This window comes from Sphaerisporangium rufum, assembly GCF_016863395.1.
Classification (GTDB): domain Bacteria; phylum Actinomycetota; class Actinomycetes; order Streptosporangiales; family Streptosporangiaceae; genus Sphaerisporangium; species Sphaerisporangium rufum.
On record NZ_BOOU01000029.1, the window covers coordinates 20,043 to 41,736 of the forward strand.

23 protein-coding genes and 1 riboswitch are annotated in these 21,694 nt (G+C 73.3%); of the genes, 19 read left to right on the forward strand and 4 right to left on the reverse strand.

Translation table 11 applies throughout. The features are described 5' to 3' along the window. Positions 1-24: 24 nt before the first annotated feature. From Sru01_RS08945 to Sru01_RS08955, 3 genes are all read right to left on the reverse strand, one after another. A complete protein-coding gene (locus Sru01_RS08945; protein WP_203983429.1) occupies positions 25-1,005 on the reverse strand; it encodes an ABC transporter permease in 981 nt (326 codons plus the stop codon). 72 nt (positions 1,006-1,077) lie between these two features. Next, positions 1,078-2,868, reverse strand: a complete 1,791-nt coding sequence (locus tag Sru01_RS08950; RefSeq protein WP_203983430.1) for an ABC transporter substrate-binding protein — start codon at positions 2,866-2,868, stop codon at positions 1,078-1,080. 60 nt (positions 2,869-2,928) lie between these two features. Continuing rightward, positions 2,929-3,954 carry an ABC transporter permease gene (locus tag Sru01_RS08955; protein WP_203983431.1) on the reverse strand — a complete coding sequence of 342 codons (1,026 nt, stop codon included), beginning with the start codon at positions 3,952-3,954 and terminating at the stop codon, positions 2,929-2,931. Between the two features lie 344 nt (positions 3,955-4,298). On the opposite strand from Sru01_RS08955, the gene Sru01_RS08960 reads away from it, so the two are divergent. From Sru01_RS08960 to Sru01_RS08985, 6 genes are all read left to right on the forward strand, one after another. Beyond that, the gene (locus Sru01_RS08960) at positions 4,299-5,108 is read left to right on the forward strand and encodes an oxygenase MpaB family protein (RefSeq protein ID WP_203983432.1); all 810 of its coding nucleotides are present in this window, start codon (positions 4,299-4,301) and stop codon (positions 5,106-5,108) included. A 98-nt stretch (positions 5,109-5,206) separates the two neighbouring features. Further along, a riboswitch (FMN riboswitch) is annotated at positions 5,207-5,335 on the forward strand. Positions 5,336-5,633: 298 nt separating this feature from the next. Beyond that, positions 5,634-6,242, forward strand: a complete 609-nt coding sequence (locus Sru01_RS08965; RefSeq protein WP_203983433.1) for a riboflavin synthase — start codon at positions 5,634-5,636, stop codon at positions 6,240-6,242. Beyond that, complete coding sequence (locus Sru01_RS08970) at positions 6,239-6,862, forward strand: nicotinamide mononucleotide transporter family protein (RefSeq protein ID WP_203983434.1); 624 nt, start codon at positions 6,239-6,241, stop codon at positions 6,860-6,862. Before Sru01_RS08965 ends, Sru01_RS08970 begins: the two co-directional genes overlap by 4 nt. Next, positions 6,859-8,076 carry a bifunctional 3,4-dihydroxy-2-butanone-4-phosphate synthase/GTP cyclohydrolase II gene (locus Sru01_RS08975; protein WP_203983435.1) on the forward strand — a complete coding sequence of 406 codons (1,218 nt, stop codon included), beginning with the start codon at positions 6,859-6,861 and terminating at the stop codon, positions 8,074-8,076. The genes Sru01_RS08970 and Sru01_RS08975 overlap by 4 nt, the downstream gene beginning before the upstream one ends. Before the next feature lie 88 nt (positions 8,077-8,164). Further along, positions 8,165-8,635: a 6,7-dimethyl-8-ribityllumazine synthase gene (gene ribH, locus Sru01_RS08980; RefSeq protein WP_239137176.1), complete on the forward strand. Its 471-nt coding sequence runs from the start codon at positions 8,165-8,167 to the stop codon at positions 8,633-8,635. A gap of 61 nt (positions 8,636-8,696) precedes the next feature. Next, complete coding sequence (locus tag Sru01_RS08985; protein WP_239137162.1) at positions 8,697-9,146, forward strand: PH domain-containing protein; 450 nt, start codon at positions 8,697-8,699, stop codon at positions 9,144-9,146. Here Sru01_RS08985 and Sru01_RS08990 read toward each other — a convergent pair. Then, a complete protein-coding gene (locus Sru01_RS08990; protein ID WP_203983437.1) occupies positions 9,143-9,565 on the reverse strand; it encodes a winged helix-turn-helix transcriptional regulator in 423 nt (140 codons plus the stop codon). The genes Sru01_RS08985 and Sru01_RS08990 overlap by 4 nt on opposite strands. A 94-nt stretch (positions 9,566-9,659) precedes the next feature. Here Sru01_RS08990 and Sru01_RS08995 point away from each other — a divergent pair, with 94 nt between their 5' ends. The 13 genes from Sru01_RS08995 to Sru01_RS09055 all read left to right on the forward strand — a co-directional run bounded on the left by Sru01_RS08995 (position 9,660) and on the right by Sru01_RS09055 (position 21,561). Next, a complete protein-coding gene (locus Sru01_RS08995) occupies positions 9,660-10,322 on the forward strand; it encodes an NADPH-dependent F420 reductase (RefSeq protein WP_203983438.1) in 663 nt (220 codons plus the stop codon). A 130-nt stretch (positions 10,323-10,452) separates the two neighbouring features. After that, positions 10,453-11,349: an AAA family ATPase gene (locus Sru01_RS09000; protein WP_239137164.1), complete on the forward strand. Its 897-nt coding sequence runs from the start codon at positions 10,453-10,455 to the stop codon at positions 11,347-11,349. Continuing rightward, positions 11,342-12,628 carry a vWA domain-containing protein gene (locus Sru01_RS09005; RefSeq protein ID WP_239137166.1) on the forward strand — a complete coding sequence of 429 codons (1,287 nt, stop codon included), beginning with the start codon at positions 11,342-11,344 and terminating at the stop codon, positions 12,626-12,628. The genes Sru01_RS09000 and Sru01_RS09005 overlap by 8 nt, the downstream gene beginning before the upstream one ends. Next, positions 12,621-13,859, forward strand: coding sequence for an XdhC family protein (locus Sru01_RS09010; protein WP_203983439.1), 1,239 nt, complete (start codon positions 12,621-12,623; stop codon positions 13,857-13,859). The genes Sru01_RS09005 and Sru01_RS09010 overlap by 8 nt, the downstream gene beginning before the upstream one ends. Before the next feature lie 89 nt (positions 13,860-13,948). After that, on the forward strand, positions 13,949-14,560 hold the full coding sequence (locus tag Sru01_RS09015) for a nucleotidyltransferase family protein (protein WP_239137178.1): 612 nt from the start codon (positions 13,949-13,951) through the stop codon (positions 14,558-14,560). 55 nt (positions 14,561-14,615) lie between these two features. Then, the gene (locus Sru01_RS09020) at positions 14,616-15,656 is read left to right on the forward strand and encodes an LLM class F420-dependent oxidoreductase (protein WP_203983441.1); all 1,041 of its coding nucleotides are present in this window, start codon (positions 14,616-14,618) and stop codon (positions 15,654-15,656) included. Positions 15,657-15,812: 156 nt separating this feature from the next. Next, positions 15,813-16,694, forward strand: a complete 882-nt coding sequence (locus Sru01_RS09025; protein WP_239137168.1) for a hypothetical protein — start codon at positions 15,813-15,815, stop codon at positions 16,692-16,694. A 104-nt stretch (positions 16,695-16,798) separates the two neighbouring features. Next, positions 16,799-17,848, forward strand: coding sequence for a M24 family metallopeptidase (locus Sru01_RS09030; protein ID WP_203983442.1), 1,050 nt, complete (start codon positions 16,799-16,801; stop codon positions 17,846-17,848). A gap of 53 nt (positions 17,849-17,901) precedes the next feature. After that, a complete protein-coding gene (efp, locus tag Sru01_RS09035; protein ID WP_203983443.1) occupies positions 17,902-18,462 on the forward strand; it encodes an elongation factor P in 561 nt (186 codons plus the stop codon). After that, on the forward strand, positions 18,463-18,873 hold the full coding sequence (gene nusB / locus Sru01_RS09040; RefSeq protein ID WP_203983444.1) for a transcription antitermination factor NusB: 411 nt from the start codon (positions 18,463-18,465) through the stop codon (positions 18,871-18,873). A gap of 90 nt (positions 18,874-18,963) precedes the next feature. Then, positions 18,964-19,725 carry a class I SAM-dependent methyltransferase gene (locus Sru01_RS09045; protein ID WP_203983445.1) on the forward strand — a complete coding sequence of 254 codons (762 nt, stop codon included), beginning with the start codon at positions 18,964-18,966 and terminating at the stop codon, positions 19,723-19,725. A gap of 63 nt (positions 19,726-19,788) precedes the next feature. Further along, on the forward strand, positions 19,789-21,021 hold the full coding sequence (locus Sru01_RS09050; protein WP_203983473.1) for a DNA polymerase IV: 1,233 nt from the start codon (positions 19,789-19,791) through the stop codon (positions 21,019-21,021). A 147-nt stretch (positions 21,022-21,168) separates the two neighbouring features. Continuing rightward, on the forward strand, positions 21,169-21,561 hold the full coding sequence (locus Sru01_RS09055; protein WP_203983446.1) for an SCO2097 family morphological protein: 393 nt from the start codon (positions 21,169-21,171) through the stop codon (positions 21,559-21,561). Positions 21,562-21,694: the final 133 nt, after the last annotated feature.

Consider the following 21,694-nt stretch of genomic DNA (forward strand, 5'->3'; position numbering starts at 1 on the left):
GTCGGGCGGGTGCGGGCACGGCGGTCACGCCAGCCGGACGCGCGGGTCGATGACGGCGTACAGCACGTCCACCACGATGTTCAGCATGACGATGGCGAACGCCCCGATCAGGGTGACGCCGAGCAGCATCGGCAGGTCGGTGTTCTGCACCGCCCGCACCGCCAGCTCGCCGATGCCGTGCAGCGTGAACGTCTGCTCGGTGATGATCGCACCGCCGAGCAGGGTGGCCAGGTCCACCCCGAAGATGGTGACGATGGGGATCATCGCGCCGCGCCAGGCGAACCGCAGGAAGACCGTGGGGCCGGACATGCCCTTGGCCCGCGCGGTGCGGACGTAGTCCTCCGCCAGCTGCTCCACCATCGTCGAGCGGGTCATCCGGGTGTAGTTCGCCGTGAAGATCATGGCGAGCACCACCCACGGGATGAGCAGGTGGACGAACCAGTCCAGCGGGTTTTCGGTGAAGGCCCGGTAGGCCGGCCGGGGGAGCAGGCCCATGCTGTCCACGATGAAGAACACCAGGATCGGCCCGACGAAGTAGATCTGCAGCGAGGCGCCGATGACCGAGGACGCGCTGGCGACCTTGTCCACCGGCCTGCCCTGCTGCCAGGCGGCCAGCATGCCGGTGCCGATGCCGAAGGTCAGGATGACCACCGCGGCGCCCAGGGTCACCGAGACGGTGACCGGCAGCCGGTCCAGGATGGCGGAGAAGACGGTCTCCTGGGTGGCGAACGAGTAGCCGAGGCACGGGGCCGGGCACGCGCCGAACTGGACCAGGTCACGCCCGGCGAAGATGCCGACCAGCCAGTGCCAGTACTGGACGAACAGCGGATCGTCCATGCCCAGGTTGTGCCGGATCAGCGCGAGGTTGGCCGGCGGGCAGATCTTCCCGCAGAACGCCCGCGCCGGGTCGCGGGGCACCGCGTAGAAGAGGAAGAAGGTCACGGCACTGATGATCAGCAGGATCAGGGCGGCGCCGGCGATCCGGCGGAGGAGAAAGCGGAACATGGCCTCGGGCTGCTTCTGCTGGTGGGACCGACGGCCCGCCGCCCGGGCCGGAGCCCGGGCGACGGGAGGGCGTCACTTGACGTAGACGTTCAGCGGCGACTGCTCGCCCCAGATCGGGTCGAACTCGACACCGCCCAGACCGGAGCCGTACAGGCCGAAGTAGGTCTGGTAGAACTCCGGCACGATCGGCGCCTGCTCCATGATCTTCTTGTCGATCGCGGCCCAGGCCTGGCCGGCCTGCTGCGCGTCGGTGATCTTGTTCGCCTCGTCGATCATCGTGTTCACTTCGGGGTTGTTGAAGTGGCTGTAGTTGGACGCCCCCTCGGCGATCAGCCGGCCGTCGAACAGCGGGCCGATGGCGGTGGAGCCGGTCGGCCAGTCCGCGGCCCAGCCGCCCCAGTAGATGTCGTACTTGTTGTCCACCACGCCGATGGCGTCGTAGTAGGTGGCCGGGTTCAGCGGCTTGGCCACCACCTTGAAGCCCGCCTTGGTAAGCGCGTCCTTGACGACGACCGTGATCTTCTCCTGGGTCGGCGTCTGGTTGTAGGCGTAGACGACCGTCGGGTTGGGCTCGCCGGCCTCCTTCAGCAGTGCCTTGGCGCCCTCGGGGTCACCGGTCGGCTTGTCCAGCATGCCGTACAGGTCGAAGGGCTGGTAGCCGACGACCGTCGGGCTCAGCACCGTGGTGGCGATCTTGCCGGTGTTGATCTCGCCGCCCTGGATCTGCTGCATCTGCTTGGACGGCCACGCCTTGATGATCGCCTGGCGGACCTTGACGTTGGTGATCCGCTTGGTGTTGATGTTGTAGAAGGTGGTGAACGGGGTGAGGCCCTGGATCGAGCGCTTCATCACCTCGGCGTTGTTCAACACCTCCTGCACCCGCTCGGGGGCGACCGCGTTGTGGAAGGTCATCGCGGTCTTGTCCTGGCCGGAGTCGGCCAGGAACCGCTCGGTGGAGTTCTGCGACTGCACGCCGAACTCCATGTGCCACTTGTCGGGGTAGGCGTGCCGGATCGGGTCGGTGTTGGGATCCCAGTTCGGGTTGCGCACCAGGTCCAGCGACTTGTCGGTGACGTGGCTCTCGATCTGGTACGGGCCGGAGGAGAACGGCTTCTTGTCGTACTTCTCCTTGGTGTCCTGCGCCTTCGGCACCACGCCGTAACCGGTCATCGCCAGGGCGAAGTTGAGGTCGGGGTGCGCCTCTTTGAGGTTGAACACCACCGTCTTGTCGTCCGGCGTCTGCACCGCGTCCAGGTGCTTGTCCTTGTACGGGCCGTCGTAGACCTTGCGGTAGTCCTGCTGGCCGACCAGCCACTGCTGCAGGTAGACCGGTCCTTCGATGATGAACGGCGCGTACAGCCGCTCCACGCTGTACTTGATGTCAGCCGAGGTGATCGGCGTGCCGTCCTGCCACTTCAGGCCGTCCTTGAGGGTGAACTTCCAGGTCTTGCCGCCGTCGGTGGTGCTGCCGGTGTCGGTGGCGAGGTCGCCGACCAGCTTCAGGTTCCCGTCGGGCTGCTTCTTGTAGTCGGTCAGCGTCCGGGTGAACAGCTTGGACACCGTCGCGTTGTAGTTCAGGTAGACGCGGCCCGGGTCCAGGTGCGAGAAGTCGTCGCGGTCGATCATGTTGACCGTGCCGCCCTTCTTGGCGCCCTCCACCTCGGGCGCCGGGCCCGTGGAGTCCGCGGCGGTGCCCACGGTGATGGTGCTGACCGCCTTGTTCTCCAGGGGCTTGGCCGGGGCGGTGCCGCCCCCGGAGGCCGCGGGACCGCCGCCCCCGCCCTTGGCGCAGCCGGCCAGGGTGAGGGCACCGGCGGTGAGCAGCACCGCTGCGGTCGTGGCCCTCCTGCGAGAGGTGTTCATATCGCCCTTCCAGATGGTGTTTCGTGCTGTTCCCGTCGGGAGGTCAGCGGGGTGACGGCTCTAGCGCCGGGTCTTGGGGTCGAAGGCGTCCCGCAGGGAGTCTCCGAGCAGGTTGAAGGCGACGACGAAGATCACCATGGACACGCCCGGAAAGACCAGATAGGTGATGTCCTGGTGATAGACGTTGGAGCCGACGAGGAACATGCGCCCCCAGTCGGGGGTGGGCTCGGTCATGCCGACCCCGAGGAAGCCGAGGCCCGCCTCGGCGCCGACGTACAGCGGCAGCGCCAGGGTGGACTGGATGATGATCGGCGTCCACAGGTTGGGCAGCAGCTCCTTGAAGATGATGCGCGCCGGTGAGGCGCCGGTGACCCGGGCCGCCTCGATGAACTCGCGCTCGCGCAGCGACAGCACCTGCGCGCGCAGGATCCGCGACATGGTGGCCCAGCCGAGCACGGTGAGCACCACGCAGATGGAGACGTACCGCAGCCAGAAGGGGGTCTCCTCCTCCGGCGAGACGAACGCCGCCTCCACCACCGGGAGCATCACGATCAGGAAGAGCTGGGAGGGGAAGGCCAGCAGCACGTCGATGACGCGCCCGATGACGTAGTCGGTCTTGCCGCCCGCGTACCCCGACCAGATGCCCATCACCACGCCGATGATCGTCGTGATGACCGCGACGACGACGGCGATGGACAGCGAGGTGCGGATGCCGTACACGAGTTGCATGAACACGTCGCGGCCGAGACCGGGCTCCAGGCCGAACCAGAACTCCCCGCTCATGCCGCCGTTCGGGGCGATGGGGTAGCCGTACTCGTTGAGCAGGCCGGGGACGCTCTGGCCGTAGGTGGTGTACGGATCCTTGCCGTAGAGCGCCGAGATCACCGGCGCGAGGATCGCCACCAGGAAGAAGAACGCCACGACGATCGCGGACGCCACCCCGGTGCGGTCGCGACGGAAGCGCCGCCACATCAGCTGGGCGGGTGAGCGCCCGGCCATCGCCGGGCCGCTCACGCCGCCGCCCGTGCCGCCGGCGGCGGCCGGGGCGGTGCCGGCCTCGGGCATGGCCTGTGAGGGGAGAGTCATTGTGCGGGTGCCACCAGAGATCGATCGCCGTAAACCGTGACTAGGGGGAACCTTCGCAATTAATTACCCGTTGGTCAACGTGTGCGGCACCTGGAGTCCACGATTTCGCTGTTCGTTGTGCAATGTAAATCACTTCGTGTCCGTCCGCCCATTGACCTGCGGTTACGCGGTACGAAAAGGTGTCGATTACACTTCAGTCCATTTGTCACGGTTTCGTGACACAAGCATGACGTGCCCATGACGTAAACCCACACAATCCCACGAGATCGCCGTGGTGATGGACCGGTGTAAGGCGCCCGGGCCTGGGGTAATGCTTTACTTACGCAGCTGCTCCGGGGGAATGCATGGATCATGGACTTTTCGGCCCCACGTCGGTGACCTGGCGCGTCATGGGCGAGCCCGTGCAACTCGTCGGCGGCTTCCGCGCGCTGCTCATGCAGGGCCTGCATCCGCGGGCGATGCGCGGTGTCGTGCAGAACTCCACCCTGATGGATCCCGAGCAGATCTGGCCGCGCTTCCTGCGCACCACCGAGTTCGTCCGGGTGCGCACCTACGGCACCCGGGCCGAGGCGGAACTGGCCGGCGCCCGGGTGCGCCGGATGCACGCCTCGCTGACCGCCTACGACCCCGACCGCGGCGAGCGCTATCGGCTGGACGACCCCGACGCGCTGCGCTGGGTGCACGTCGGCGAGGTCGACTCCTATCTCACGGTGGCCCGCCGCGCCGGGGTGCCGCTGAGCCGCGCCGACGCCGACCGCTTCGTCGCCGAGTGGCGGCGCGCCGCCGAACTCGTGGGCCTGAACCCGCGGGACGTGCCCGGATCGGTCGGCGAGATGGCCGACTACATCGAGGGCGAGCGCCCGGGGCTGTACCTCGTCCCCGAGGCCGCACACCCCCTGCGGATCTCCGCCGGTGCCCGGCTGCCCGCCCGGCTGGCCCCCCTGCGCCCGGTGTTCCCGCTCGGCACCACGCTGGCGCTGGCCACCCTCCCCGGCTGGGCGCGCCGGCTTTACCGGCTGCCGGCCACGCCGGTGGAGAGCCTGTGGGCCACCTTGACGCTGAAGGCGCTGCACCAGGGCGTCCGGGTCGTCCCGCCCGGGCTGCGCTACGGCCCGGACGCCCGGCGGGCGCGCCGCCTCATGTCGGCCGCCTGATCGCCGGCGGCGCCGGCCCCCTGCGATAGGGGGAGCCCCCTCAGGGGTGTCCTGGGGTTACTCGCTCTTTGCGTGGTATGGCAGACTGATGGGCAGAGCAGCGTGCTCCGGGGTCGGTGAAATTCCGAACCGGCGGTGATAGTCCGCGACCCGGCCGAGTCCATCGGCCGGTTGACCCGGTGGAACTCCGGGACCGACGGTCAAAGTCCGGATGGGAGGAAGCGCGCGCGCGTCCGGCATCCGTGCCGGGCGCCTCGTGGTGCGTTGCCGCACCCGACCGCCCCGGAGCCGCCGTAGCAGAGCTACTGGCGAGCAGGAGGGGCCGGGTGGACCGAGCCGAGCGCACCGTGCCGAGCACGCGGTGCCGTCCCGCGCCCTGCCGCGCGACCCCTCCCGCCCGCTCCACCACGCCCCGGCCCGCGCCGGGGCCCCGGCGCGCCCCCGGACGGGCCGTCGCCGCGCCCGCCGCCCCCGGCCGGCCCGGCCTCCCCGCGCCCGCGGCACGCCGCAGCACAAGGAGCGTTGATGTTCACCGGAATCGTTGAGGAACTCGGCGAGATCGCCGCGGTGGAGCCGCTGCCCGGCGCGGCGCGGCTCACCGTGCGCGGCCCGGCCGTCACTCCCGGCGCCCGCCACGGCGACTCGATCGCCGTCAACGGCGTCTGCCTGACCGTCGTCACCACCGGCCACGACTCCTTCACCACCGACGTGATGAAGGAGACCCTCGACCGCAGCGCCCTCGGCTCCCTGGTCCCCGGCTCCCGGGTCAACCTCGAGCGCGCCGTCCGCGCCGACCAGCGGCTCGGCGGCCACATCGTCCAGGGCCACGTCGACGGCACCGGCACCGTGCTCGCCCGCGAGCCCGCCGAGCACTGGGAGCTCGTCCGGATCTCGCTACCCGCCGCCCTGGACCGCTACGTGGTCGAGAAGGGCTCCATCGCCGTCGACGGCGTCAGCCTCACCGTGGTGAGCGCCGGCGCCGGCGAGTTCGCGGTCAGCCTCATCCCCACCACCCTCGCCCTCACCACCCTCGGCCTGCGGCGTCCCGGCGACCCGGTGAACCTCGAGGTCGACGTGATCGCCAAGTACGTGGAGAAGCTGGTCACCGGGCACGTCCGCGAGGTGGCCTCGTGAACTGGACCCAGGCCGGTTTCACCCTGCTCGGCCAGCACGTGCTGTGGATCGACCTGGTCGGCAACATCTGCGCCCTGGCCACCGTCTGGCTGGCGGTGCGGCGCACCATCTGGACCTGGCCGGTGCAGCTGGCCGGCTCGGTGCTGCTGTTCGTCGCCTCGGTGCAGGCCCACATCACCGGCAACGCCCTCAAGCAGGCGATGTTCGGGGTGCTCGCGGTCTACGGCTGGGTCCGTTGGGCGCGCGGCGCCCGCGCCGGGCAGGCCATCGAGGTGCGCCCGGGCACCGCCCGCGAGCGCCTGGCGCTGGTCGCGGTCATGGCGGCCGCCACCGCGCTGGTCGCCCTTTTCTTCAATGCGACCGGCTGGTCCTGGGCCCCGCTGCCGGACGCCTACATCTTCGTCGGCAGCGCCATCGCCACCTACGCCCAGGGGCGGGCGCTCATCGACTTCTGGTGGATCTGGATCGCCGTCGACCTGGTGGGCGTCCCGCTGGCGTTCGCCTCCGGGCTGGTGGTGTCCGGCGTGGTGTACGGCATCTTCTTCGTCATGGTCCTACTCGGCATCAGGGAATGGCGGCGGCAGTACGCCCGCCGCCGGCTGGAGGTGGCCACCGCATGAGCGGTATCGCGTTCGACCCGGTGGAACGGGCGATCGCCGACATCAAGGCAGGCCGGCCCGTCGTGGTCGTCGACGACGAGAACCGGGAGAACGAGGGCGACATCATCTTCGCCGCGAGCCGGGCCACCCCCGAACTGCTCGCGTTCACGATCCGCCACACCAGCGGCGTGATCTGCGTGCCGATGCTCGGCGCGGACCTGGACCGCCTCGGCCTGCCGCTGATGGTGCACCAGAACCGCGAGCGGCTGCGCACCGCCTACACCATCAGCGTCGACGCGCGCGACGGCGTCACCACGGGCATCTCCGCCGCCGACCGGGCCAGGACCATCCGCACGCTCGCCGACTCGGCCACCGAGCCCTACGAGCTGGTCCGGCCCGGCCACGTCTTCCCGCTGCGCTACGAGGAGGGCGGCGTGCTGGCCCGGCGCGGTCACACCGAGGCCGCCATCGACCTGGCCCGGCTGGCCGGGCTCACCCCGGCCGGGGTGCTGGCCGAGGTCGTCAACGACGACGGCACCATGGCCCGGCTGCCCGAACTGCGCGCGTTCTGCGACGAGCACGACCTGGCGCTCATCACCATCGAGCAGCTGGTCGACCACCGGCGGCGCACCGAGCGCACGGTCATGCGGGTCGCGGTCACCGAGATCCCCAACCGCTACGGCGTGTGGCGCGCCTACGGGTTCGCCGGCGGCATCGACGGCGGCGAACACCTGGCCCTGGTGTACGGCGACCTCGGCGACGGCGAGGACGTGCTGACCCGGGTGCACTCGGAGTGCCTGACCGGCGACGTGCTCGGCTCGCTGCGCTGCGACTGCGGCACGCAGCTCGACCACGCGATGCGCGCGGTGGCCGCCGCCGGGCGCGGTGTGATCGTCTACCTGCGCGGCCACGAGGGGCGCGGCATCGGGCTGCTGGCCAAGCTGCGCGCCTACCACCTGCAGGACCACGGCAGCGACACCGTGGACGCCAACCTGGAGCTCGGCCTGCCGGTGGACGCGCGCGAGTTCTCCAACGCCGGCCAGATGCTGGCCGACCTCGGCGTCCGGTCGGTGCGGCTGCTGACCAACAACCCCGCCAAGCTGCGCGGGCTGGACGGCTACGGCATCAAGGTGCTCGGCCGCGAGCCGATGCCGGTGGCCGCCAACGAGCACAACATGAGATATCTGGCGGCCAAGCGCGACCGGCTCGGCCACCAGATCGAGGTCGTCCACTGAAGCCCCGGCCGGGGCACCGTCACACGCGAGGAGACGCCATGACATGTCCGAGGCCGTCCGGCGCCGCCGGCCCGCGGCGGGCGGGCCGGTGAGCGGCGGCGGGCGCCCCGGCGCCGGCCGGGTGGACGCCGCCGGGCTGACCGTCGGCATCGTCGCCGCCACCTGGCACCGCGACCTGACCGACCGGCTGGCCCGCCGGGCCGAGCAGGCCGCCGGCGACTGCGGCGCGTCCTTCGTCACCGTCCGGGTGGCGGGCTCGCTGGAGATCCCGGTCGTCGCCCAGGCGCTGGCCCGGCGGCACGACGCGGTGGTCGCGCTCGGCGTGGTCGTCCGCGGGGAGACCGCCCACTTCCAGTACGTCTGCGACTCGGTCACATCCGGGCTGACCCGCGTGTCCCTGGACGAGTCGACGCCGGTGGGCAACGGGGTGCTCACATGTGAAACCCTGGAGCAGGCCGTCGACCGGTCCGGACTGCCCGGCGGCCACGAGGACAAGGGGTACGAGGCGACGGTGGCGGCGCTGTCGACCGCCCTCGCCCTGCGCGACCTCAAGGAGTGACGACAAGGAGTGACGACCGTGCCGTGCCCGCCCGATCACCGGTCCGCCGCGGGCGGGCGCCGTGGCTGACCGCCCGCCCGCGCTGCCGGTGACCTGGCGCCCGCGCCGCGCCCGCATGCTGGCCTACGGCTTCGCCACGGTCATGGTGGCCGGCGCGATCGTGCTCGCCGTGGTGCTGCCGCCCCCGTTCCGGCTGCCCGACAAGATCGGCGTGGTGCTGTTCGGCTGCCTGGTGGCGTTCGTCCTGCACCTGCTGGGCCGGCTGCGGGTGGAGGCCGACGAGCGCGGCGTCACGGTGGTCAACGCGCTGCGCGTGCACCGCTACACCTGGCCGGAGGTCCTCGGCGTCAGCCTTCCCGAAGGGGAGCCGTGGCCGCGGCTCGACCTCGCCGACGGCTCCAGCGTCGGCGCCATGGGCATCCAGGGCACCGAGAAGAGCCGCTCCCGCCAGGCCGTCACCGAGCTGCGCTCCCTCATCCGCGCCCACGGCGAGGCCGCCGACCGCCCCTAGCGCCGCGTCCCGGAGCCGGGCGGCGCGGCCCGCGCCGCCCGGTCCTCGGCCGCCCCCGCCTCGGCGCGCTCCTGCGCCGCCATGACGGCGTCGGCGTGCTGGAAGGCCCATTCGCCGAACGCCTCGATCGGCCCGAGCATGGACCGGCCGAGCGGGCTGAGGCCGTACTCCACCCGCGGTGGCGCCTCCGCGTAGGTCCGCCGGGTCACCAGGCCGTTGTACTCCAGCCGGCGCAGCGTCTCGGTGAGCACCTTCGGGCTGATGCCGCCGATCCGCCCGCGCAGCTCGACCGGGCGGCACGGCCCTTCCCGCAACGCCCACAGCAGGACGGCGTTCCAGGTGTTGCCGATCAGGTCGAACGCCAGCCTCGCCTGGCAGTCGGCGAGGAACACCTGATCCGCGGGACGGTGATCGGCCACGGCACCTCCAGGGTGGCACGCGCGATGGGCACCGGATGGTGCCCATCGCGATCCCTACCTTCTAGGTGAACCTAACCGACCAGAAGGAGGACGGATGCGCATCGGCATCCTTGGCGCGGGTGGCATGGCCGGCGGTCTCGGCGCCGGGTGGGCCCGGGCCGGGCATGAGGTGATGGTCGGCGGGCGCGACCCGGGGAAGGCGGCGGCGCTGGCCGCGCGGCTCGGTCCCGGCGCCCGGTCGGGCACCCTCGCGCAGGCGGCCGGGCACGGCGAGGTCGTGTTGCTGGCGGTGCCGGCCGCCGCCGCCGAGGAGGTGCTCGCCGCGGCGGGGGCCGGAGGCGGCGCGCTGGCCGGGCGCCCGCTCATCGACTGCACGAACGCCGTCGACCACGAGCGCATGGTGCCCGCCACGGCCGGCGGCCCGTCGATGGCCGAGCGGGTCGCGGCGGCGGCACCCGGCGCGCACGTGGTCAAGGCGTTCAACCTCTGCCACGAGGCCGTGTGGCGCATGACGCCGCCGGCCTTCGACGGCGAGCCGCTCCTGGTCCCGCTGTGCGGCGACGACCCGGGAGCGCTGGAGACCGTCGGCGGGCTGGTCGGCGACCTCGGCTGCGTCCCCGTCGACGGCGGTGGACTGGTCCGGGCCGGCGCCCTGGAGGCGACCATGGTCTTCATGGTCGGACTCTGGTTCCGCGGCGTGGACGCCCGTTCGGTGCTGCCGCCGCTCAAGTACGCCTTCGGCTCCGCGGGGACCTGACCCCGCCGGCTCCTGGCACCGGCCGCCCGGCGGCCCGCGGACGCGGCCACCGGATCCGCGGACCGCCCGCCGGCCCCGTTGCGCGGGTTCCCGCGGGGAGTGCCGGGCGGCGGCGCGTACGCTGTGAAAGGTGCGCGAGGCGATCCGGGCGTCCGATATCGAATCACCGGCCAGGCTGGCCGAGCTGCTGGGCGAGCACGCCTACCTCGCCGACGAGGGGCTGGCGACCGCGTGCTTCCTGGCGCTGCGGATGGGCCGGCCGCTGTTCCTGGAGGGCGAGGCCGGCGTCGGCAAGACCGAGCTGGCCAAGACCCTCGCCGCCGTGCTCGGCGCCCCGCTGATCCGCCTGCAGTGCTACGAGGGCCTGGACGCCGCCCAGGCGCTCTACGACTGGGACTTCGCCCGGCAGCTGCTGCACCTGAAGGCCGCCGAGGCGACCGGCGCCACCGGCGCCACCGAGGCGGCCCGGCTGGAGGGCGAGCTGTACGACCGGCGGTTCCTGATCGCCCGCCCGCTGCTGCGCGCCCTGGAGACCTGGCCGAGCGTGCTGCTCGTCGACGAGGTCGACCGGGCCGACGACGAGTTCGAGGCCTTCCTGCTGGAGGTGCTCTCCGACTTCACCATCACCGTGCCCGAACTCGGCACCATCAGCGCCCGGACGCCGCCGGTGGTGGTCGTCACCTCCAACCGCACCCGCGACGTGCACGACGCGCTCAAGCGCCGGTGCCTCTACCACTGGCTGGAACATCCGGCGTTCGACCGCGAGGTCGCCATCCTGCGGGCCCGGCTGCCCGCCTGCACCGAAACGCTCGCCGCCCAGGTCGCCGCGGCCGCGGGGCGGTTGCGCGCGGCCGGCCTGGTCAAACCGCCGGGCGTCGCCGAGACCCTCGACTGGGCGGAGGCCCTGCTCACCCTCGGCGCCCACGACCTGGACCCCGGGCTGGCCGCCGCCACCCTCGGCGCGGTGCTGAAGTACCGGGAGGACCAGGAGGCCGCGCTGCGGGACGGGGTACTCGGCCATGCCTGACCTCACCGGGTCGCCCGGCCCGCGCCGCTTCGCCGGCCCGGAGCGGCCGGAGGCCACCGGCCGGCCAGGTGGCGCCGGAGCCCCGGGCCGGGAGACGGTTCCGGCGGGCGCGCAGGTGCCGGGTCGTCCGGCGGGGACGTCCGGGCCGGCCGGCCCGGCCGGCCCGGAGCCGGGTGTCCCGGCGGCGGAGCGGGTGATCGCGACGCTGGCCGGCTTCGCCGGCACGTTGCGCGCCGCCGGGGTCGCCGCCGACCAGGAACGGGCCGCCGCCTTCCTGCGCGCCTGCGCGCAGCTGGGCGCCGGCGAGCGCATGGCCGTCTACTGGGCCGGCCGGCTCACCCTGTGCGCCCGGCCGGAGGACCTGCCGCGCTACGACCGCTGCTTCACCGCCTACTTCGGCGGCGAGCGCCCCCGCCCGGGCCGCCCCGCGCAGCCGGCGGTCACCGTCATCCGGCACACCCTGGCCCCGCCGAGCGGTCACGGCGCGCCGCCGGACGAGGCCGAGGACCGCACCGCCGCCGCGACGGCGAGCCGCGCCGAGACGCTGCGCCACCGGGACGTGGCCCGGCTCACCCCCGCCGAACTGGCCGAGGTGCACCGCATGCTCGCGCTCCTGCACGCGCGCCGGGAGCGGCGCCGCTCCCGGCGGCTCACCCCGGCCCGGGCGGGCAGGCCGGACGCCCGCCGCACGGTCCGGGAGGCGCTGCGCCGGGGCGGCGAGCCGGACCGGCTGCGCCGCCGCGCCCCCCGCACCCGGCCGCGCCGCGTCGTGATGCTGGTCGACGTGAGCGGCTCGATGGCCCCTTACGCCGACACGCTGCTGCGCTTCGCCCACGCCCTGGTCCGCGCCGAGCCGCGCGCCACCGAGGTGTTCAGCGTCGGCACCCGGCTCACCCGGATCACCCCCGGGCTGCGCCACCGCGACCCGGGCCGTGCCATGCGCGAGGTGTCGGCGGCCATCCCCGACTGGAGCGGCGGCACCCGCCTCGGCGAGGAGCTGAAGGCGTTCCTGGACCGGGGGCCGGGCGCCCGGGGCGCCGTCGTGGTCATCGCCTCCGACGGCTGGGAGCGCGGCGACCCGGCGCTGCTCGGCCGGCAGATGGCCCGGCTGTCCCGGCTCGCCCGCCGGGTGATCTGGGTCAACCCGCACAAGGGCCAGGAAGGCTACCGGCCGCTGACCGGCGGCATGCGGGCGGCGCTGCCGTACTGCCAGGCGCTGGTCGCCGGGCACAGCCTGGCCGCCTTCGAGGAGCTCGCCGGGAGGCTTTCCCATGCGTGACGTGCTGTCGCAGATCGAACGCTGGTGGGCCGCGGGGGAGGACTTCGCCCTGGCCACCGTGGTGGAGACCTTCCGCAGCGCGCCGCGCCCGCCCGGCGCCGCCATGGCGGTGCGCGGCGAGGAGGCGACCGGCAGCGTGTCGGGCGGCTGCGTGGAGGGCGCGGTCTACGAGCTGGCCCGCCAGGTGGTCACCGACGGCCGCCCGGTGCTGCAGAGGTACGGGGTCAGCGACGACGACGCGTTCAGCGTCGGACTAACCTGCGGGGGCATCATCGACGTGTTCGTCGAGCCGGTGTCGCGCGAGACGTTCCCATGGCTGGGCGACGTCGCCGCCTCGATCCGCGGGCGCGAGCCGGTCGCCGTGGCCACCGTACTGTCCGGCCCGGGACGGACCGGGGCCCGGCGGGTGATCTGGCCCGGCCGCGCGGCGGGCACCCTGGGCCCCGCGCGGCTGGACGCCGCGGTCGACGACGACGCGCGCGGCATGCTGGCCCAGGGCACGACCGGCGTGCGCAGGTACGGCCCGCGAGGCGAGCGGCGCCGGGACGACCTGGCGGTGTTCGTCCAGTCCTTCGCCCCGCCGCCGCGCATGCTGGTGTTCGGCGCGATCGACTTCGCCGCCGCGGTGGCCAGGATCGGGCGGTTCCTCGGCTACCACGTGGTGGTGTGCGACGCGCGGCCGGTCTTCGCCACGCCCAAGCGCTTCCCCGACGCCGACGAGGTCGTGGTGAAGTGGCCGCACGACTACCTGGCCACCGCCGAGGTCGACGAGCGGACGGTCGTCTGCGTGCTCACCCACGACCCGAAGTTCGACGTGCCGCTGCTGGAGGTGGCGCTGCGCACGCCCGCCGGTTACGTCGGTGCCATGGGCTCGCGCCGCACGCACGCCGACCGGCTGGCCCGGTTGCGGGAGGCCGGGCTGACCGAGGAGGAGCTCGGCCGGTTGCGCTCGCCCATCGGCCTGGACCTGGGCGCCCGCACCCCGGAGGAGACGGCGGTGTCGATCGCGGCCGAGCTGGTCCAGCTGCGCTGGGGCGGCTCGGGCCGCGCGCTGCGCGACACCACCGGCCGCATCCACGGCCCGGCCGGCGCCGCACCGGCCCGGGTCCCCGGCGCGGACCGGCAGGCGGACGACGACGCCGCCGGCCCGGTCCGGCCGGAGGGCGATGCCACCGGCGTGGACCGGTCGCGCGGTGACGTCGCCGGGAACGGGCCGGCGGGCCGGGCGTGAGCCCGGCCGCGTCCGGCCCGGCCAGGCGGCACCGGCCCGCCGGCGACCCGGCACCGGGAGACCCGGGCGGTGCGACCGGGTGCGCGGGGCTGCTGCTGGCCGCCGGGGCCGGCACCCGGCTCGGCACCCCCAAGGCGGCCGTCCGGTTCGCCGGCGAGCGATTGGCCGACCGGGGTGCCCGGCTGCTGCGGGAAGGGGGCTGCGCGCCCGTCCTGGTCGTGGTCGGCGCCGCCGTCCTGGAAGTGCCCGGCGCACTCACCGTGCGCAACCCGGACTGGGCGACCGGCATGGGCTCGTCGCTGCGCGCGGGCCTGGCCGCGCTGCCGCCGGCGGCCGGAGCCGTGGTGATCGCGCTGGCCGACCAGCCGCTGGTCGGCGCCGAGGCGGTCCGCCGGCTGGTCGCCGCCTGGCACGGCGGCGCCGCGATCGCGGTGGCGGCCTACGGCGGCGCGCCGCGCAACCCGGTGCTGGTCGCCCGCGAGCATGTCGCGGCCGTCGCCCGGGCGGCGACCGGGGACGCGGGCGCCCGGCCGTTCCTGCGCGCCCATCCCGAACTGGTCACCCTGGTGAACTGCGACGACGCCGGCGACCCGGCCGACATCGACACCCCTGAGGATCTCGGCCGGCTGTCGGCCCGGGTAGGGGAGCCCGGCGCCCACCAGGGGCGGGGCGAGGTCGACCGGCGGGCGGGCGATCGGTAGCCTTGCCGGGCACGCTACTGGAACAACATTCGGTTCCTGACGGAAGGACGCGGCAATGCGCATCGGGATGGCACTCAACTACGCCGGGGGCTTCAAGGAGACCGTGGCCGAGCTCGCCGACTACGAGCGCGCCGGGCTGGACATCGTCTTCGTCGCCGAGGCCTACAGCTTCGACGCGGTCAGCCAGATGGGCTACATCGCCGCCCGGACCGAGCGGCTGCAGATCGCCTCCGGCATCCTGCCGATCTACTCGCGCACGCCCGCGCTGCTCGCCATGACCGCCGCCGGGCTGGACTACGTCTCCGACGGCCGTTTCACGCTCGGCATCGGCGCCTCCGGCCCGCAGGTGATCGAGGGCTTCCACGGCGTGCCGTACACCGCGCCGCTCGGCCGCACCCGCGAGGTGATCGAGATCTGCCGCAAGGTGTGGCGGCGGGAGAAGCTGGAACACCAGGGGCGCCATTACACGATGCCGCTGCCGGAGGGGCAGGGCACCGGGCTCGGCAAACCGCTCAAGCTGATCAACCACCCGGTGCGCCCCCGCATCCCGATCGTGGTCGCGGCGATCGGGCCGAAGAACGTCGAGCTCGCCGCCGAGCTGGCGGAGGGATGGGAGCCCATCTTCTACGTGCCGGAGAAGGCCGCCGACGTGTGGGGCGGCGCGCTGGCCGCCGGCCGCGCCCGGCGCGACACGGAGCTCGGCGAGCTGGACGTGATCGCCCAGGCTCCGCTGGCGATCGGCGACGACGTCTCCGGCCTGCTGGAGTTCGGCCGGCCGATGGCCGCGCTGTACATCGGCGGCATGGGCGCCAAGGGCCGCAACTTCTACAACGACCTGGCCCGGCGCTACGGCTACGAGAAGGAGGCCGAGCTGATCCAGGACCTCTACCTGGCCGGCCGCAAGGACGAGGCCGCCGCCCAAGTGCCGCTGGAGCTGATCGAGAAGACGGCGCTGATCGGCAGCGAGGGCTTCGTCCGCGAGCGGCTGGCCGCGCTGCGCGAGTCCGGGGTCACCACCCTGAACGTCACCCCGATGGCCGGCACCCACCGCGACCGCCTCGCCCTCATCGAGAAGATCAAGAACCTGGCATCCTGACGGATCCCGCCCGCCGCCCGGCCGGGGCTGGACCGGTCCCCGGCCGGCCGCCTTCCGGGCCCGCCGGTGCCGCGCCCCGTCCACCGGCACCCGGCTGGACACCGGCCCATCCGAAAATTCATCACGTTACGCGTTCATGCGGTAGCGTGCAGTGACATGCCCTCCCCCCTGCATGACACGTTGAATCTGCTGTTCCGGGACCGGCCCGAGTTCGCCGTGGAGATCCTGCGCGACCGGCTGGGTGTCGAGCTTCCGGCCGGTCTGCCGGTACAGCTCGCCGGAAACGATCTCAAGGACCGGCCTTCGTCCGACCTGTATCCCGACACGGTGATCACGGTGGGGCCCCGGCATCACCCTGTCCACGCCGTCGTCGTCGAGATCCAGCAGCGTGAGGCGGATTCCAAACGCCGGGCGCTGCCCCGCTACGCCGCCGCGCTGTGGCTGCAGCTCGACTGCCCGGTCACCGTGCTGGTGATCTGCCCGCAGCCCAAGGTCGCCGACTGGGCGGCCGTGCCGATCGTGACCAGCCTGGCCGGCTACGTGCTCGGCTGCCACGTGCTGGGCCCCGGCCAGATCCCGGTGATCACCGACCCGGGCGAGGCGTCCCGGCATCCGGAGTTGGCCGCGCTGTCGGTGATGACCCACGGCGAGCAGCAGCCGGTCGTGGAGGCGTTCATGGCCGCGCTGAGCCACCTGCCCGTCGATCACGCTCCGCATTACTATGAATACGCATACCGATTGGCCGCCCAGGCCGCCCGACAGATGATGGAGAAGATCATGGAATCCGCCACCTGGCCGGTCTACAGCCCGTTCGCCCGCCGCCACTACGGCAAAGGTCTCGCCGAAGGAGAGGCGCGGGGAGAGGCGCGGGGAGAGGCGCGGGCCGTGTTGATGCTCCTACAGGCCAGGGGAGTGGCGGTGTCCGACGCCGTCCGGGAGCGGATCTCCTCCTGCGCCGACCTGGCCCAGTTGGACGAGTGGGTGCTGCGGGCGGCCGCCGTCACCTCGGCCGACGACCTGTTCACCACGCCGTCCTGACCTCGGCTCCGGAAGGCGGCCGGTGGCAGGGCGGCCCCAGGTGCCCGATGGTCCGGCGGGTCCGGCGGGTCCGGCGGATGCCGGTGAAGTCGTACAGTCGGCACATGACCGTCAATCACCCCGAGCGCCGCGCCCGGCTGGCCGCGCTGCTGGCCGAGCACGATGCCGGCGCCCTGCTGGTGACCCGGGGCGTCAACGTGCGCTACCTGACCGGGCTCGCAAGCACCAACGCCGCCCTGCTCGTCCGGGCCGACGCGTCGGCCGTGCTCGCCACCGACTCGCGCTACCTTGCGGCGGCCCGCCGCGACTGCGCCGAGGTGGAGATCGTCGAGGCGCGGGACGTGGCCGGCGCGCTGGTGGGCCTGGCCGACCGGCCGGCCATCGAGGCCCACGACATGTCGGTGGCGGCCTACCGGCGGCTGCCGGGCGAGCCGGTCCCGCTGGAAGGCCTGGTGGAGCGGCTGCGGGTGGTCAAGGACGAGCCGGAGATCGACGCGCTGCGCGAGGCCTGCCGGCTGACCGACCTCGCCTTCGCCGAGGTGGTGCCGCGGATCGCCCCCGGCATGACCGAGCGGGAGCTGGCGCGGGCGCTGGAGACGCGGATGGTCGAGGCCGGCGCCGACCGGCCGGCCTTCCCCTCGATCGTCGCCGGCGGCCCGAACGGCGCGATCCCGCACCATACGCCGGGCGACCGCCCGATCGAGCGCGGCGACCTGGTCACCATGGACTTCGGCGCGCTGTACGGCGGCTATCACGCCGACATGACGCGGACGGTCGCCGTGGGCGCCCCGGCCGGGTGGCAGCGCGAGCTGTACGAGCTGGTGCGCGCGGCCCAGCGGGCCGGCCGGCGTGCCGTGGCGGTGGGCGCCGCCACGGCCGAGGTGGACGCCGCCGCGCGCGACGTCATCGCCGCGGCCGGGCACGCCGATCATTTCGAGCACGGCCTCGGCCACGGCGTCGGCCTGGAGATCCACGAGGACCCGTTCCTGCGTCGCGCCGGTGCCGGTAGACTTGACGATCGGGTTCCGATCACCGTCGAGCCCGGCGTCTACCTGCCAGGCAGGGGCGGTGTCCGGATCGAGGACACTCTGGTGACGCGCGCCGGCGGGCCGGAACTCCTCACCTGCACGACCAAGGAACTGCTGATCCTGTGACAGCGCAGGCGGCGGCCCAGCGAGCGCGACCATGAAGACGCGGGAGAACACGAGTGGCGACGACCAACGACCTCAAGACCGGCCTGGTGCTCAAGCTCGACGGCGGTGAGCTCTGGAGCGTGGTGGAGTTCCAGCACGTCAAGCCTGGTAAGGGCGGAGCCTTCGTCCGCACCAAGCTGAAGAACGTGCTGTCCGGCAAGGTCGTCGACAAGACCTTCAACGCGGGCGTCAAGGTCGACGTGGCCAACGTCGACAAGCGCGAGATGCAGTACTCGTACCTGGACGGCGACGACTACGTGTTCATGGACACCGAGACCTACGACATGCTGCACGTGTCGCGGGCGACGGTCGGCGACGCCGCCAACTACCTGCTGGAGAACACCCTGGCCACGGTGGCGGTGAACGAGGGCAACGTGCTGTACGTCGAGCTGCCGGCCGCCGTCGAGCTGACGGTCGAGCAGACCGAGCCCGGTCTGCAGGGCGACCGCTCCACCGGCGGCACCAAGCCCGCCACCCTGGAGACCGGCGCCGAGATCAAGGTGCCGCTGTTCATCACCACCGGCGAGAAGGTCAAGGTCGACACTCGCAGTGGCGAGTACCTCGGCCGGGCCTGAGTGTCCGCGCGGGGAAAGGCGCGCCGCCGCGCACTGGACATCCTGTTCGAGGCCGAGCTGCGCGACCGGGTGGCCACCGACGTGCTGGCCGAGCGGGTCGAGCGGGCGGAGCCGCCGGTCAACGAGTACACCGCCACCCTGGTCGAAGGGGTGAACCGGCACCGGCCGCGGATCGACGAGCTGATCTCGACCTACGCCGAGGGCTGGACGCTGGACCGGATGCCCGCCGTCGACCGCAACCTGCTGCGGGCCGGCACCTACGAGCTGCTGTGGATGCCGGACGTGCCGGAGGCGGTGGTGATCAGCGAGTGGGTGCACCTGGCGTCGGAGCTGTCCACCGACGAGTCACCCCAGTTCGTCAACGGGCTGCTGGCCCGTTTCCGGCAGCTCAAGCCGTCGCTGGCGCTGTAGGGCGGGTCCGGTGGCGGCTCGGGCGCGGCCGGGCGCCCGGCGCGGCGTAGGCTGGGGCCGACCGGACTTCTCCAAGGAGGCGAGCTGAAGTTGCGCACCGAAGGCGCCGCCCGGCAGGCGGCCACCTCCCCGGCGGTGCGTACCGCCGTCGTGTGGGACGCCCTGCGGGACGCGCTGGCCGGGCAGGCGTCCGCCACCGGCCGCGAGCGGCTCGACATCGTGGACGCCGGCGGCGGCACCGGCGGGTTCGCCGTGCCGCTGGCCGAGCTCGGCCACCAGGTCACCGTGGTCGACCCGAGCCCGGACTCGCTGGCCGCGCTGGAGCGGCGGGCCGCCGAGTCCGGCGTGGCCGTCAAGGGCATCCAGGGCGACGCCGCCGACCTGCGCGACCTGCTGGAGCCGGGCTGCGCCGACCTGGTGCTGTGCCACAGCGTCCTCGAGTACGTGGAGGACCCGGCGCGCGCCCTGGCGGCGGTGGCCGGGCTGCTGCGCCCCGGCGGCGCGGTCAGCGTGCTGACCGCCAACCCGGTCGCCACGGCCATCCACCGCTCGCTGGCCGGCCATTTCGACGAGGCGCGGGCGGTGCTGGCCGACCCGGCCGGGCGGTGGGGCGAGCAGGACCCGGCGCCGCGCCGGTTCGGTGCCACGGCGCTGGCCGGGCTGCTGTCGGCCGCCGGGCTCACCCCGGGAGAGGTCAAGGGGGTCCGGGTCTTCGCCGACCTGGTGCCCGGCCGGGTACTGGACGGCGAGCCCGGCGCGGCGCGGGCGCTGGTCGCGCTGGAGCAGGCCGCCGCCGACCACCCGGTGCTACGGGAGATCGCGACCCAGCTGCACCTGCTCGGCCATCGCTGACCGTGCCCCCTCCTGGTAGAACGGATGTTCGGCTAGGATCGAACCGTGTCCCGCAAGCAGGTCATGCGGCCGCGGCCGGAGCGTCCGGCCGGCGGCGCCGTGCCGGCCGACGACACCGGCTGTCCCATCCTGCATGTCGACATGGACGCGTTCTTCGCCAGTGTCGAGCTGCTGGAGCGCCCGGAGCTGCGCGGCACCCCGGTGATCGTCGGCGCGGCCGGCGCGCGTGGGGTGGTGCTCAGCGCCACCTACGAGGCGCGCCGCCACGGCGTCCACTCGGCGATGCCGATGACCCGTGCCCGCCGGCTCTGCCCGCAGGCGGTGATCATCCCGCCCGGCCACGGCAAGTACTCCGCGGTCTCCCGGAGCGTGATGGAGATCTTCCGCTCGATCACCCCCGAGGTGGAGCCCATCTCCACCGACGAGGCGTTCCTGGACGTCGGCGGGGCCCGGCGCCGGCTCGGCCGGCCGGCCGAGATCGCCGCCATGATCCGCGCGGAGGTCGCCGACCGGCACGGCATCACCTGCTCGGTGGGGGTGGCGAGCAGCAAGTTCGTCGCCAAGCTGGCCTCGGCGCAGTGCAAGCCCGACGGGCTGCTGGTGGTCCCGGCCGGCGGGGTGGTGGAGTTCCTGCACCCGCTGCCGGTCGCCGCGCTGTGGGGGGTCGGCGAGCGCACCGAGGAGGCCCTGGTGCGGCTCGGCATCAAGACCGTCGGCGACCTCGCCCAGGTGCCGGAGGCGACGCTGCGCCGCGAGTTCGGTGCGGCGGGCGCGCACCTGGCCGCGCTGGCCTGGGGCCGCGACGAGCGCCGCGTCACGCCGCACATCCCCGACAAGAGCATCGGCGCCGAGGAGACCTTCGCCCGCGACGTGGACGATCCGGAGGTCATCGGCCGCGAGCTGCTGCGGTTGTCGGAGCGGGTCGCCGCCCGGCTGCGGGCCGGCGGGCACGTCGGCCGGACCGTCAGCGTGAAGCTCCGCCGCGCCGACTTCACGACGATCACCCGGTCGCGCACGCTGCGCGAGGCGACCGATGTGGCCAAGGAGATCCACGCCACCGCACGCGAGCTGTACCGCGCCGCCGGGCTGGAGCGGGTGCGGCTTCGGCTGGTGGGCGTCCGGGTGGAGAACCTCCGCCCGGCCGGCACCGCGACCCGCCAGCTCGGCCTCGGCGACCGGGAGACCGGCTGGCGGGAGGCCGAGCTCGCCATGGACCGGGCCGCCCGCAGATTCGGTCCCGAGACCGTCCGCCCCGCCTCGCTAGTCCGGCCTCCGTTTGATGGAATGGATGTATGACGTCACCTCCGGTTTGGTCCACGTTGGACGTTTTCTTTCGCCTACGTCTACAGCCTCGTATTCTGGGGATAACCGACCGCGAGGTCCGGACACCCTGGGGTGCCCGTTGCCGTTTTCCCCGTAAAGGGGCCGTCCTTGGGAGGCGCCGTGCCGCTCTCTGAACACGAGCAGCGCTTGCTCGACCAGATCGAGCAGGCCCTCTACGCCGAGGACCCGAAGTGGGCCAACACCGTGCGCACCAGTGATCCGCGCGCTCACTACCGCCGCCGTCTGGTGAAAGCGTCCATCGGTTTCGTTCTCGGCGTGGTCCTGCTGATGGTGGGCGTCGTCGCCCAGCGGACCTGGCTCGGCGCCGGAGGCTTCGTGGTCATGCTGGCCGCGTGCCTGTGGGGCCTGTCGAGCTGGAAACGCATGAACGGCTTCGGGAGCGAGGCCAAGCCAGGGGCGGCCGGGCCGCCGGAGCGGCGCCGGCCGGCCAACCGCCAGTCGTTCATGGAACGCATGGAGGAGCGCTGGCGCCGCCGGAGCGACGAGCGCTGATCCGCCGGGAGGCGGGGGCCGCCCGCGGGCCGGCTCCGCCTCCCGGCGGGCCGCGTGCCGGCGGGTCGGTGCCCGCCGGCAGGCGGCAGGAGCCGGATGAGCGGCCCGGGCCCTGACGGGCCCGGGCCGTCCG

Excerpts from the sequence above, each read along its gene's own strand:
- Sru01_RS08955 (WP_203983431.1), bottom strand. The coding sequence starts at position 3,954 with ATGACTCTCCCCTCACAGGCCATGCCCGAGGCCGGCACCGCCCCGGCC.
- Sru01_RS08950 (WP_203983430.1), bottom strand. The coding sequence starts at position 2,868 with ATGAACACCTCTCGCAGGAGGGCCACGACCGCAGCGGTGCTGCTCACC.
- Sru01_RS08960 (WP_203983432.1), top strand. The coding sequence starts at position 4,299 with ATGGATCATGGACTTTTCGGCCCCACGTCGGTGACCTGGCGCGTCATG.
- Sru01_RS09050 (WP_203983473.1), top strand. The coding sequence starts at position 19,789 with ATGCGGCCGCGGCCGGAGCGTCCGGCCGGCGGCGCCGTGCCGGCCGAC.
- Sru01_RS09020 (WP_203983441.1), top strand. The coding sequence starts at position 14,616 with ATGCGCATCGGGATGGCACTCAACTACGCCGGGGGCTTCAAGGAGACC.
- Sru01_RS09005 (WP_239137166.1), top strand. The coding sequence starts at position 11,342 with ATGCCTGACCTCACCGGGTCGCCCGGCCCGCGCCGCTTCGCCGGCCCG.
- Sru01_RS09010 (WP_203983439.1), top strand. The coding sequence starts at position 12,621 with ATGCGTGACGTGCTGTCGCAGATCGAACGCTGGTGGGCCGCGGGGGAG.
- Sru01_RS08965 (WP_203983433.1), top strand. The coding sequence starts at position 5,634 with ATGTTCACCGGAATCGTTGAGGAACTCGGCGAGATCGCCGCGGTGGAG.
- Sru01_RS08945 (WP_203983429.1), bottom strand. The coding sequence starts at position 1,005 with ATGTTCCGCTTTCTCCTCCGCCGGATCGCCGGCGCCGCCCTGATCCTG.
- Sru01_RS09025 (WP_239137168.1), top strand. The coding sequence starts at position 15,813 with ATGCCCTCCCCCCTGCATGACACGTTGAATCTGCTGTTCCGGGACCGG.
- Sru01_RS08995 (WP_203983438.1), top strand. The coding sequence starts at position 9,660 with ATGCGCATCGGCATCCTTGGCGCGGGTGGCATGGCCGGCGGTCTCGGC.
- Sru01_RS08975 (WP_203983435.1), top strand. The coding sequence starts at position 6,859 with ATGAGCGGTATCGCGTTCGACCCGGTGGAACGGGCGATCGCCGACATC.
- Sru01_RS09030 (WP_203983442.1), top strand. The coding sequence starts at position 16,799 with ATGACCGTCAATCACCCCGAGCGCCGCGCCCGGCTGGCCGCGCTGCTG.